Origin of the sequence: Stenotrophomonas sp. As-7 (genome assembly GCF_030291015.1) — a bacterium.
Classification (GTDB): domain Bacteria; phylum Pseudomonadota; class Gammaproteobacteria; order Xanthomonadales; family Xanthomonadaceae; genus Stenotrophomonas; species Stenotrophomonas lactitubi.
In genome coordinates this window covers 4,220,270-4,232,635 of record NZ_CP127405.1, presented here as the reverse complement: position 1 = coordinate 4,232,635, position 12,366 = coordinate 4,220,270, and the positions used below count along the sequence as shown (strand labels likewise).

Annotated in this window: 9 protein-coding genes; 6 read left to right on the top strand and 3 right to left on the bottom strand. The window is 67.1% G+C overall.

Annotated features, from left to right (window positions below; all coding sequences use genetic code 11):
* Positions 1-31 precede the first annotated feature (31 nt).
* The 6 genes from QP457_RS19315 (at position 32) to QP457_RS19290 (ending at position 4,948) form a co-directional block, all read left to right on the top strand.
* Positions 32-1,327, top strand: coding sequence for an ATP-binding protein (locus QP457_RS19315; RefSeq protein ID WP_205405582.1), 1,296 nt, complete (start codon positions 32-34; stop codon positions 1,325-1,327).
* Positions 1,328-1,398: 71 nt separating this feature from the next.
* Positions 1,399-1,899 (top strand): MarR family transcriptional regulator, encoded by a 501-nt coding sequence (locus QP457_RS19310; protein ID WP_205405572.1) that lies wholly within the window; start codon positions 1,399-1,401, stop codon positions 1,897-1,899.
* Complete coding sequence (locus tag QP457_RS19305; RefSeq protein ID WP_205405571.1) at positions 1,896-2,633, top strand: DNA alkylation repair protein; 738 nt, start codon at positions 1,896-1,898, stop codon at positions 2,631-2,633. The genes QP457_RS19310 and QP457_RS19305 overlap by 4 nt, the downstream gene beginning before the upstream one ends.
* Before the next feature lie 186 nt (positions 2,634-2,819).
* The gene (locus tag QP457_RS19300) at positions 2,820-3,080 is read left to right on the top strand and encodes a hypothetical protein (protein ID WP_025878654.1); all 261 of its coding nucleotides are present in this window, start codon (positions 2,820-2,822) and stop codon (positions 3,078-3,080) included.
* Between the two features lie 253 nt (positions 3,081-3,333).
* Complete coding sequence (locus QP457_RS19295; protein WP_049467209.1) at positions 3,334-4,407, top strand: 3-deoxy-7-phosphoheptulonate synthase; 1,074 nt, start codon at positions 3,334-3,336, stop codon at positions 4,405-4,407.
* 331 nt (positions 4,408-4,738) lie between these two features.
* Complete coding sequence (locus QP457_RS19290) at positions 4,739-4,948, top strand: DUF5076 domain-containing protein (protein WP_286041635.1); 210 nt, start codon at positions 4,739-4,741, stop codon at positions 4,946-4,948.
* A 73-nt stretch (positions 4,949-5,021) separates the two neighbouring features.
* Here QP457_RS19290 and QP457_RS19285 read toward each other — a convergent pair whose 3' ends face one another.
* From QP457_RS19285 to QP457_RS19275, 3 genes are read right to left on the bottom strand one after another with little or no spacing between them, the layout of a single operon-like run.
* A complete protein-coding gene (locus tag QP457_RS19285) occupies positions 5,022-8,081 on the bottom strand; it encodes an efflux RND transporter permease subunit (RefSeq protein WP_205405570.1) in 3,060 nt (1,019 codons plus the stop codon).
* On the bottom strand, positions 8,078-11,155 hold the full coding sequence (locus tag QP457_RS19280) for a multidrug efflux RND transporter permease subunit (RefSeq protein WP_205405569.1): 3,078 nt from the start codon (positions 11,153-11,155) through the stop codon (positions 8,078-8,080). The genes QP457_RS19285 and QP457_RS19280 overlap by 4 nt, the downstream gene beginning before the upstream one ends.
* A complete protein-coding gene (locus tag QP457_RS19275; protein WP_205405568.1) occupies positions 11,152-12,321 on the bottom strand; it encodes an MdtA/MuxA family multidrug efflux RND transporter periplasmic adaptor subunit in 1,170 nt (389 codons plus the stop codon). The genes QP457_RS19280 and QP457_RS19275 overlap by 4 nt, the downstream gene beginning before the upstream one ends.
* Positions 12,322-12,366 lie beyond the last annotated feature (45 nt).

Here is a 12,366-nt window from a genome sequence, read left to right as displayed (position 1 = left end):
GCGTCCCTGGCGGACCGCGACCTGGGTGGCACTGCTGATCCTGGCCACCCTGCTGGTGGCGCAGTTGGTCAGCTTTGCCGTGGTCTGGGCGGTGCCCAGCCCGGCTGCACCACAGATGAGTCTGCTTGACGCCGTGCAGGTCATGGGCGGTCGTGCAGCCGCTCCGTTGGGCCTGCGTCGCTGGAGCCAGGCCAACGCGCCGGCCGGCGTGGACAACGACTGGATGAGTGCCGTGGCAGCCGCGCAGCTGCAGGTGCCGCGTGCACGGGTGCGCACGGTCTGGCGGCGCACGCCCGACCCGGCCGTTGTACAGGTGCAGGTGATCAAGCAGGGGCAGCTGCTGCAAACCGGGCCCGAGCAGCGCGCCACGGTGGAACAGGCGCTGCTGCTGCCGGGCCTGCGCTGGCCCGCCTTTGAACTGGCAGTGCAGCAGCCCGATGGGCGGTGGAGCGTCGTGGGCGCCAACCACAGCGAACTGCTGCAGTGGCGCCGGCAGGTGCTGCTGGCCCTGCTGGCCGGCGCCGTGCTGCTGGCGCCGCCAGCCGCCTGGCTGGCGCTGCGCCTGACGCGTCCGCTGCGGCGGCTGGCCGATGCAAGTGCGGATCTGTCGCTGCAGGCCAGCGCCCCCCTGCCGATGGAAGGGCCGCACGAGGTGCAGGTGCTGGCCGCGGCAATGAACGCGGCGCGCGAACGCTTGCGCGGTCAGGCCCACGATGTGACCCGGATGCTGGCCGCCGTAGCCCACGACCTGCGCACGCCGTTGACCGGCCTGCGCCTGCGTGCCGACAGCGCGCCGCCAGCGCAGGCAGCGCGCATGGTGGCTGACATCGAACGCATGAACGCCATGATCGAGCAGGTTCTGGACTACGCGCGTGGGGAACTCGAACCTCCTGTGCTGCAGCCGCTGGATATCGTGGCGTTGCTGGACGATTGCGTGCAGTCGGCGCGTGGGCGTGGCGTGGTCATCATTGCCACATTGCCTGCCGAGCTGTCGTGGCACGCGGATGCGCTGCTGCTGAGGCGGGCGCTGGACAATCTGATCGACAACGCATCGCGCTACGCCGGTGCAGTGGAGCTGCGTGTTGCACGGGTGGGACAGAGGCTCCATCTGGAGGTACTGGATCGCGGTCCCGGCATCGCAGCGGCAGACCGGCAGCGCCTGCTGCAGCCATTTCAGCGCAGCGAAACCTCGCGCAGTCGCGACACGGGAGGCGCCGGGCTGGGCCTGGCAGTCGCCGCCAATGCGGCGCACCGTCACGGCGGTGAACTGCAGTTGCTGGACCGTGAAGACGGCGGCCTTGTGGCGAGGCTGATCGTGGCGCCGTAAAGGCGCCTTAGATATGCGGTACACCTATTTTCATAATATGATTAGGTGGCTAATTATAATGGATGATGCGCGTGCTGGAATTCAAACACCTTGCCCTCATCAACGAAGCAGAGCGTCGTGGCGACGCAAACCTGGACCAGCTGCGCCTGTGCTTCCAGCTGCTCGCCTTGTCCGGCGCGATCGACCGTGACTGCGCTGCACGGCTGGCACCGCACGGCCTCAGCGAAGGCCGCTTCGTCGTGCTGTTCCTGCTGCACGGCGCCGGCGGCATGTTGCCGCCGCACGAGCTGGCCGAACGTGCCGGCGTCACCCGCGCCACCATCAGCGGATTGCTCGATGGCCTGCAGCGTGACGGCCTGCTGCAGCGGCGCAGCGACGCCGAAGATGGTCGACGTCTGCAGATCGTGCTGACGGCACGCGGCAAACGCCTGGCAGATGAGTTGTTCGACCAGCACACGCAATGGATCGGCGGACTGTTCAACGGTCTTGATTTCAGCGAACAGGCGCAGTTGTCGCTGCTGTTGGAAAAGGTCTGGCGACACACCGACGCAGGCCAGGAAACAGGCACATGAGCACTGCCATCGCCTCCGCACGCCTGCGGGCACTCAATGCGGGAAGCGCCGCCAGCACGCATTTGGCCGAGTGCCTGGCGGTGGACTTTGGTGCGTTGCTGCAGGCAGTGGCACCGACCTTGCCACCGGCCGCGATACAGCGCATGCGCGCCGCCGCGGGCAAGGGAATCACCCAGCGCATGGCCCTGGCCGCAGCGCTGCTGCGCGAGGCAGGGCAGGGCGACGTGCAGCACTGGCAGGCGCATCCCTCCGACACCGTGCGGGGATGGGCGTGCTATCTGATCGGCGCTGACGCGCAGGCGACATTGGCCGACAAGCTGCAGGCGATGCATCCACTGGCAGACGATCCGCACTTCGGTGTGCGCGAATGGGCGTGGCTAGCGCTGCGCAGCGATATCGTCGCCGGGCCACTGGATGCGCTCGCCCTGCTGCAACCCTGGGCGCAGCAGCCGTCGCTGCATCTGCGCCGCTTCGCCTGTGAAGCGCTGCGCCCCCGCGGCGTCTGGGCCACGCATATTGCCTTGTTCAAGCAGCAGCCCGAGCACGCGCTGCCCTTGCTGGAAACACTGGCCGATGATCCCGAGCGCTACGTGCAGGACTCGGTGGGCAACTGGTTGAACGACGCTGGCAAGAGCCAACCCGATTGGGTGCGCGATGTATGCACACGGTGGCAGTCAACCCGCGACAGCATCGCCAACGCCTACATCCGCAAGCGTGCGCTGCGCTCGCTGTAACGCAGCACCGTTCACCCGTTTCCCGCTGATGCCGGCCGCTGGCCGGCAACCTCATGATCTTCAACGAATCCCCCTCGTCCCATCCTCTCAACGGACTGCACTCCGACACGGCCATGGCACATGCGCGTGTCATCCATTCCGGGTAAAGATGGCGCTCGGCCGTATCCATCCGCAGGGAAGTCGAGCATGCAGAGCAAGATCCAGGTGACGTTGTACGGAGCGCTGGGCAGCAGTCCTGCGCTGCAGGTACCCGGCCTGGAAGGGCCGGTGGTGGCCATCCAGGAAGCCACCCTGCGGCAGCTGGTGTCCGATCTGTATACGGCCCGATCCATGCTCAACCCCGAACAGCTGGATGAGGCCAGGCAGGAACTGGACCGCGTGGTGGAGCGCTGGGTCGACATCCACGAGACGCTGTTGCTGGACGTGGAAGTGCATGGCGGCCGATAGTCCGCTGAACCGCGCCCGCAGTTGCGGATGAAACAGTTGGCACCTGCCAAAACCCTGTGTTATCAATAGATCCCATGAACGCAACCCACGCCAGCTTTTATTGGTATTACTTTCCGAAGCCCCCGGCGGAGGAAGGATTGCGCTCACCCTGAAGAAAGCTTCAGACGCATTCCCGAAAGCCGCCAGCGAACCTGGCGGCTTTTTTCATGTCGCCACGCTGCGGACCCCCAACGTTCCGTAGAGACCCCCCACCATGCCCCCGCACACCGACGACCTGCGTATCCGCACCATCGAACCGCTGACACCGCCTGCCCAGCTGCTGGCGATGCTGCCCTGTGATGACGAAGCCTCCGACACCGTCAGCGCCTCGCGCGCGGCCCTGCACCAGATCCTGCACGGCCGCGACGACCGCCTGGCCGTGGTGGTCGGGCCATGCTCGATCCACGACCCGAAAGCCGCCATCGAGTACGCCCAGCGCCTGAAGCCGCTGCGCGATGCACTGGCCGGTGAACTGGAAATCGTCATGCGCGTGTACTTCGAAAAGCCGCGTACCACGGTGGGCTGGAAGGGCCTGATCAACGATCCGGACCTGGATGGCAGCTTCAAGATCGACAAGGGCCTGCGCATCGCCCGCGGCCTGCTGCGCGACATCAACAAGCTGGGCCTGCCTGCCGGTGTCGAGTTTCTCGACGTGATCTCGCCGCAGTACATCGCCGACCTGGTGGCATGGGGCGCGATCGGTGCACGCACCACCGAAAGCCAGGTGCATCGCGAGCTTGCGTCGGGGTTGTCGTGCCCGGTCGGCTTCAAGAACGGTACGGACGGCAACGTCAAGATCGCCGCCGATGCCGTGGGCGCGGCCTCGAATCCGCATCACTTCCTGTCGGTCACCAAGCAGGGCGGCACGGCCATCGTCTCCACCACCGGTAACCCGGATTGCCATGTGATCCTGCGTGGTGGCAAGCAGCCGAACTACGATGCGGCCAGCGTGGCCGATGCCTGCCAGGCACTGGCCAAGGCCAAGCTGCCGACGCGCCTGATGATCGACGCCAGCCACGCCAACAGCCTGAAGAACCATGAGAACCAGCCGAAGGTGATTGAAGACATCGCCACCCAGCTGGAAGACGGCGAGCAGCGCATCGTCGGTGTGATGGTTGAAAGCCATCTGGTCGGTGGCCGTCAGGAGCTGGTCGAAGGCCAGCCGCTGGTCTACGGCCAGAGCATCACCGATGGCTGTATCGACTGGGATACCACCGTGACGGTGCTGGAGCGGCTGGCTGCGGCCGTGCGCGCCCGCCGCGAAGTGAAGGTGTCGGAAGCTGCGTGATTGACGCCGCCTGACGGCGGCACGTGTGTGGATGGCGGCCAGCGCCTGCGGGGGTGCGGCCGCGATCAGGGCCGGTCGGAGTTGGAGACCGGCCCGTCTGCACCGGCGATGCGCCTGGCGCTGCGTATGTACGACAGCGCCAGGTACATCGCCGGGGTGGAGTGAACGGTAGATCCACGCCATGCGTGGATATGGGCACAATGCGGCAACCCTCCTTGCCGCTACCGCCATGAACGAACTGATCATCCCTGACGCTGCTCAACGCGACGAATCATCGATCGAAATGATCCGCGTGTAGATCGCCGAGCGAGGGCTGCATACATCGTTGAAGGTGGGGCTCTACGAGGACTGTGCAGACATCCGCGAAGAGCGTGCCTGGGGGCGCATCCTTGCTGATGTTGCCCAGCACGTGGCCGACGCGCTGGCGGCCAGCCAGGGCATGGACCCGCACGTGGCGATCGAGGCCATCAAAGCGGCGTTCAATGAGGAGTTGCGGGCGCCATCCAGCGGTCGGTCCGGCGGGTTCGTCGTGCGCCACTGACAACCGATCCCAGCCGAGCATGGCTCGGCTCTGCAGTAGGTCCACGCCATAGGTGGATGGCGCACGGCCGCGCTCACCCTCTCGCCCGCAGCCGTGCCAGCGCCATATACATCGCCGGTGTCGTGTACAACGTCAGCCACTGGCTGACCAGCAACCCGCCGACAATGGCGATGCCCAGCGGCTGCCGCAGCTCCCAGCCTTCGCCGTTGGCCAGCATCAGCGGCAACGTGCCCAGCAGTGCCGCCAGCGAGGTCATCAGGATCGGCCGCAGGCGCAATCGTGCAGCGTCCATCACCGCATCGCGCGCACTCAGCCCGCGGCGTTCGCCGGCCAATGCGAAGTCGACCAGCAGGATGGTGTTCTTCATCACCACGCCCACCAGCAGGAACAGACCGAGCAACGCGATCAGGTTCAGTTCGTTGCCGAACAGCCACAGCGCAAGCAGCGCGCCGATACCGGCCGACGGCAGCGTGGACAGGATCACCAAGGGCTGCAGGAAGCTCTCGTAGAGGATGCCCAGCACCAGGTACACCGCCAGGGTGGCACCCAGCACCAGCCACAACTGGCGCGAGCGCAGCTGCTCCAGGCCGCCGGCCTCGCCGGACAGCTTGGCCTGCACCGAGCGCGGCAGCATCAGTGTGGCCATCGCCGCATCAATGGCCTGCGTGGCCTGTTCCAGGCCCACGCCCGGCGCCAGCGCGAACTCGATCCAGATCGAGGCGAACTGCTCGCTGTGGTATACGCGGTCCGGCGCCATGCCGTAGCGCCAGCTGGCGATGCTCGACAGCGGAATGCGCTGGCCGCCGCCATCGATCACCTGCAACCGTGCCAGCGTGCCCGGGTCCTGGGTGTGCTTCGGGTCCAGCTCCATCACCACCCGGTACTGGTTGAGGCTGTCATACAACGTGGCGACCTGGCGCTGGCTGAAGGCGTTGTTGAGCATGTTGGCCACGGTACGCAGGTCCACGCCGTGGCGCGCAGCGGCCTCGCGGTCGATGTCCAGCATCACCTGGCGCATGCCGGCCTCGCCCTGTGCTTCCACGTCCACCAGTTCCGGCAGGCCACGCAGCGCAGCAGCGACCTTCGGTGCCCATTGGCGCAATGGCGCGGTATCGGCCGACAGCAACTGGAACTCGTACTTGCCGCTGCTGCCGGCGCCTTCCAGGCGGATGTCCTGGTCCACCCACAGATAGAGGTTGCCCCCAGGCAACTTGGGCAGGCGCGCGCGCAGGCGGTCGATCACCTGCTGGCTGGAGATGCCGCGTTCGGCCAACGGCTTCATCTTGATCATGATGAAGGCGTTGTTGACCCCGTTGCTGCCACCGATATAGCCGATGATGTCTTCGATGGCCGGGTCGGACAGCAGCAGTTTGCGGTAGGCATCGATCTTCGGTTGCATCGCCTGGAAGGACAGGCCGTCATCGCCACGCGCGAAGCCGCGCAGCTGTGCGGTGTCCTGCTGCGGAACGATGCCCTTGGGTACCTGCTGGAACAGCCACGCATTGAGTGCGATCACCGCCACGAAGGCCAGCAATGGCCAGCGCAGTTGCCGCAGGCTGGCCTGCAGGGTGCGCAGATAGGCGCCACGCACGCGCTCGAACAGCGCATTGCTGCCGCGCTGCCAGCGCGAGGGCTGTTGTGCGTCATCGACGAACAGGCGCGCACACAGCATCGGCACCAGGCTGAGTGCCACCAGCACCGACACCGTCATCGCCGACACCAGCGTCAGCGAGAATTCGCGGAACAGGCGCTCGACGAAATCGTCCAGGAACAGGATCGAAACAAACACCACCGCCAGCGCCAGGTTCATCGACAGCAGGGTGGCACCCACTTCCGAGGCGCCGCGTACTGCCGCTTGCCAACGGTCTGCGCCCAGCTCGCGATGGCGCGCGATGTTCTCCAGCACCACGATGGCGTCGTCCACCACCAGTACCGCCGCCACGATCAGGGCCATCAGCGAGAGCGTATTGAGCGAGAAGCCCATCAGCGCGATCAACGCCAGCGTGCCGAACAGCACCACCGGAATCGCCACACTGGGTACCAGTGCCGCACGCCAGTGGCCGAGGAAGCCGAGCACCACCAGCACCACCAGCGCGATCGCCAGCAGCAGGGTCACTTCTGCTTCGTGCAGGGTGGCGCGGATCACCGGCGAGCGGTCCATCACCAGCCGCATGTCCACCGTGCTCGGCAGCAGGGCGTGCAGCTGCGGCAGCTGTGCCTGGATCGCATCTACGGTGGCGATGATGTTGGCGCCGGGCTGGCGGCTGACGATCAGCAGCACGGCGGGGCGTTCGTTGTGGAAGCCACTGGCATAGCGGTCCTCCACGCCATCGGCGACGGCGGCGACATCGCCCAGCCGCAGCAGGCGATCATCGCTGGCCTTCAACGCCAGTTCCCGGTACTGCGCGGCCTGACGCAGCTGCAGCGGTGCTTCCAGTTGCCAGTGCTGCTGCGCGCCTGCGACCGCACCCAGTGGGCGCACCGCGTTGGCGCGGCTGATCGCCTGCGCCACATCCTCCAGCGCCAGGCCCGCGTGATTGAGGGCATTCGGGTCCAGCGACACGCGTACCGCGGGCAGCGCGCTGCCGCCCACCTGCACTTCGCCAACGCCCGGCACCTGCGACAGCTTCTGTGCCAGCACGGTCGAACCCAGGTCGTACAGTTGGCCCGGCGAGAGCGTATCCGAAGTCAGCGCCAGCGCCAGGATCGGCGCCTGCGAGGGATTGACCTTGCGGTACTGCGGCATGCCGGGCATGCCGCTGGGCAGCTGGCCGCGAGCGAGGTTGATCGCAGCCTGCACTTCGCGCGCGGCCTCGTCGATATCGCGGCCGAGCACGAACTTCAATTCGATCTCGGTCTGCCCTTGGGTGCTGGCTGAATCGATGCGCGAGATGCCGGGCAGGCTGCCCAGCGCACGCTCCAGCGGCGTGGCCACGGTCGCCGCCATCGATTCGGGCGAGGCGCCGGGCAGGCTGGCGCTGACTTCAATGGCGGGATAGTCGACCTGGGGCAGCGGTGCCACCGGCAGCAGGCGCAGCGCCAGCAGGCCGGCCAGTACCAGCGCCACCGCCAACAGGAGGGTCGCCACCGGACGCTGCACGCAGGCCTGTGCCAGGCGTGCCACAGGGGTCATGCCCGGGCCTCGTCTGCTGTTGCCGGTGCCGCCGCGCGGCGACGCTGCAGACGGTCGAAGGCCAGATAGATCACCGGCGTGGTGAACAGGGTCAACACCTGGCTGACCATCAGGCCACCCACCATCACCCAGCCCAGCGGTTGCCGCAGCTCGGCGCCCGAGCCAGTGGCCAGCATCAGCGGTACCGCACCGAACAACGCCGCCAGGGTGGTCATCAGGATCGGCCGGAAGCGCAGCAGCGCCGCCTGGTGGATCGCTTCACGCGGACTCATGCCGCGTGTGCGCTGCGCGTCCAGCGCGAAGTCGATCATCATGATCGCGTTCTTCTTCACCAGCCCTATCAGCAGCACGATGCCGATCACTGCGATCAGGTCCAGGCTGCGTCCGCTCACCCACAACGCGGCCAAGGCGCCCACGGTTGCCGAGGGCAATGTGGAGAGGATGGTGATGGGATGGATGAAGCTCTCGTAGAGCACGCCCAGCACGATGTACATCACCACCACGGCGGCAAGGATCAGCCACAGCGTGCTCGACAGCGAGCTGCTGAAGGCCGCCGCCGCACCCTGCAGGCGCAGCTCGATGCTCTGCGGCAATGCCACCTGCGCCTGCGCGGCATGCACCGCATCCACTGCTTCGCCCAGCGATGCGCCGGGTGCCAGGTTGAACGACAGCGTGGCCGCCGGGAACTGGCCGACATGGTTGCGCAGCAGCGCCGTCGGCCCCTGCTCGACGCGCGCCACCGCCCCCAGCGGCACGGTCTGGCTGTTGCTGTTGCGCACGCGCAGGCCGGTGATCGCCTCGGGCCCCGGCTGCCGCGCCGGATCGGCCTCCAGCACCACCCGGTACTGGCTGGCCTGGGTGAAGATGGTCGAGATCTGCCGTTGCCCGTAGGCGTCGTACAGTGCGTCGGCCACCGCTTCCACACTCACGCCCAGGCGTGCGGCGGCATCGCGGTCGATGCTCACCTTGGCCTGTCGGCCCTGCATCTGCAGGTCGCTGGCCACATCGCGCAGCGCGGGCGACTGGCGCAGCGCGTGCAGCAGCTTCGGTGTCCAGGTTTCCAGCGTCTGCAGATCCGGTGTGGTCAGGGTGAACTGGTACTGGTTGCGGCTGATGCGGTCTTCGATGCCCAGCTCCTGTACCGGTTGCAGGTACAGGGTGATGCCGGGAATCCTGGCCACGCGCTGTTGCAGCCGCGCCATCACCACGTCGGCGCTCTCGCGCTCTCCATGCGGCTTCAGTTCGATCAGCAGGCGGCCGGTGTTGAGGGCGGCATTGTTGCCGTCCACGCCGATGTAGGAGGACAGGCTGGCCACGGCCGGGTCCTGTTCGATGGCCGTGGCCAGTGCAAGCTGGCGCTCGCGCATGGCCTGGAACGAGATCGCCTGCGGGGCTTCGCTGATGCCCTGGACCAGGCCGGCATCCTGCACCGGGAAGAAGCCCTTGGGCACGGCGAAATACAGCGCTACCGTCAGCGCAAGCGTGGCCACCGTCGCCAGCAGCATCAGTGGCTGGCGCTGCAGTACCCAGCGCAGCTGGCGGTCGTAGAGGGCGATGATGCGATCGAAGACATCGGGCACAGCCGCCTGCTTGGCGTGCGGCTTCAGGAACCGCGCGCACAACATCGGCGTCAAGGTCAGCGACACCAGCAGCGAAATGCCGATGGCCACCGCCAGCGTCACCGCGAACTCATGGAACAGCGCACCCACCAGGTCGGCCATGAACAGCAACGGGATCAGCACGGCGATCAACGAGACCGTCAGCGACACCAGGGTGAAGCCAATCTCGCTGGCTCCCTTCAGTGCCGCCTCGCGCGGGCTTTCGCCGTCTTCCAGGTGGCGGGCGATGTTTTCCAGCATCACGATCGCATCGTCCACCACGAAACCGGTGGCAATGGTCAGCGCCATCAGCGTGAGGTTGTTGAGCGAATAGCCGGCCAGCAGCATCACCGCGAACGTACCGATCAGCGACAGCGGCACCGCCACGCTGGGAATCAGCGTGGCCGGCAGGTTGCGCAGGAACACCCAGGTCACCAGCACCACCAGCGCGATGGCCAGCACCAGTTCCTTCTGTACGCCGCGCACGGACGCACGGATCGATTCGGTGCGGTCGCTGAGCACGCTCATCTGCACGCCGGCCGGCAGCGTGGCCTGCAGCTGCGGCAGCAACGCACGCACCTGTTCGACCACGGCGATGACGTTGGCGCCGGGTTGGCGCTGGATGTTCACCAGCACCGCCGGGGTGGTGCCGCTCCATGCCGCCAGCTGGCGGTTCTCGGCGCCGTCGGTGATGGTCGCCACATCGCCCAGACGCAGCGGTGCGCCCTCGCGCCAGGCCAGCACCAGTGCGCGGTACTCGGCCACGCTGCGCATCTGGTCGTTGGCATCGAGCATCACCGCGCGGATCGGACCATCGAAGCTGCCCTTGGGCAGGTTGACGTTGGCCGCGGCGATCGCGGTACGGATGTGGTCCATGCCAAGGTTGTTGGCGGCCAGTGCGCCCGGATTGACCTGGATGCGCACGGCCGGGCGCTGGCCACCGGCCAGGCTGACCAGGCCCACACCCGGCAGCTGCGCCAGCCGCTGCGCGATGCGGGTGTCGACCAGGTCATGCACCTGCGGCAGCGACAGGCCCTGCGAGGTCACCGCCAGGGTCAGGATCGGTGTATCGGCCGGATTGACCTTGCGGTACACCGGTGGCACCGGCAGATCACCGGGCAGGAAGCTGCCGGCCGCGTTGATCGCCGCCTGCACGTCCTGTTCGGCCACACCCAGCGACACCTCCAGGCCGAACTGCAGGGTGATCACCGAGGCGCCACCGGAACTGGTGGACGACAGCTGTTTCAGGCCGGGAATCTGCCCGAGCTGGCGCTCCAGCGGCGCAGTGATGGTGCGCGTGGTCAACTCCGGGCTGGCGCCGGGGTACAGCGTGGTGATCTGGATGATCGGGTAGTCGACCTGCGGCAGCGCCGCCACCGGCAGCAGGCGATAGGCCAGTACCCCGGACAGCAGCAGCGCCACCATCAGCAACGTGGTGGCGACCGGGCGCAGGATGAAGGCGCGCGAGAGGTTCATGCGCCGGCCTTGGTCGATGCCTCCTCGGTGATGATCTCCACCGCGGTGCCGTCTTCCAGCCCGTCGATGCCTTCGATCACCACCTTGTCACCGGCCACCAGACCGGACCGCACCGCAACGCGACCGTCATCGGCCGGGCCGAGCACCACCGCGCGTCGTTGTGCCTTGTTGTCCTTGTCGATGATGTGCACGTAGTTGCCCTGGCTGCCGAACTGCACGGCGGCATCGGGAACCAGCAGCGCGGGATGCTCACCCAGCTGCAGGCGCACATTGACGAACTGGTTGGGGAACAGCGCCTGATCGGCATTGTCGAACTGCGCACGCAGCTTCAGTGTGCCGGTGGCGGTATCGATGCGGTTGTCGACGCTGGACAGGGTGCCGCTGGCAAGCTGCCGGCGTTCTTCGCGGTCCCAGCTTTCCACCGCCAGCGCCGGCTGCGCCTGTACGGCATCGAGCAGCGCGGGAAGCTCCGGCTCGGGCACGGTGAACAACACACTGATCGGCGCGGTCTGCGCCAGCGTGACCAGGCCTTCGGCATCGCTGGCATGCACCAGGTTGCCTACGTCCAAACGCCGCAGGCCGACACGCCCGCTGACAGGGGCGACGATGCGCGTGTACTGCAGTTGCAGTCGTGCTTCATCCACCGATGCCTGGTCGCTGAGGCGACGCCCCTGCAGCTGCCGTACCTTGCTCTGCTGGTCGCTCAGTTCCTGCGCGGACACGTAGTTCTGGCGCTGCAGTTCGCGGTAACGCTGCAGCTGGCGCTCGGCATTCTCCAGCTCGGCCAGGTTCTGCTGCTGCGTACCCTGTGCGTGCGCAAGCTTCACCTGGTAGGGGCGCGGATCGATCTGCGCCAGCAGGTCACCGGCCTTGACCTGCTGACCCTCCTGGAAATGCAGGCGCATCAGCTCGCCATCCACGCGGCTGCGCACCACCACGCTGTGCAGCGGGGTGACCGTACCAACCGCCTTCATCCGCAGCACCAGTGGTTCGGCACTGGCGCGGGCGATGCGTACCGGCACTGCCTTGCCGCCACCGGCTTCTTTGCCACCGTCCGCCTCGGCATGCGGCCACAGCCACCACGCCAGGCCAGCGACAAGGGCAAGACCGGCAACGACCAGCAGCGGACGGGCACGGCGGAAGCGGGAGTTTTCGGCGACAGACATGGGGCATCCTGCGCCCTGCGCGCACGCAGGGTCATGCGGGCCCGT

Coding starts and splice junctions, on each gene's coding strand:
- QP457_RS19285 (WP_205405570.1), bottom strand. CDS start 8,081: ATGACCCCTGTGGCACGCCTGGCACAGGCCTGCGTGCAGCGTCCGGTG.
- QP457_RS19295 (WP_049467209.1), top strand. CDS start 3,334: ATGCCCCCGCACACCGACGACCTGCGTATCCGCACCATCGAACCGCTG.
- QP457_RS19280 (WP_205405569.1), bottom strand. CDS start 11,155: ATGAACCTCTCGCGCGCCTTCATCCTGCGCCCGGTCGCCACCACGTTG.
- QP457_RS19275 (WP_205405568.1), bottom strand. CDS start 12,321: ATGTCTGTCGCCGAAAACTCCCGCTTCCGCCGTGCCCGTCCGCTGCTG.
- QP457_RS19300 (WP_025878654.1), top strand. CDS start 2,820: ATGCAGAGCAAGATCCAGGTGACGTTGTACGGAGCGCTGGGCAGCAGT.
- QP457_RS19305 (WP_205405571.1), top strand. CDS start 1,896: ATGAGCACTGCCATCGCCTCCGCACGCCTGCGGGCACTCAATGCGGGA.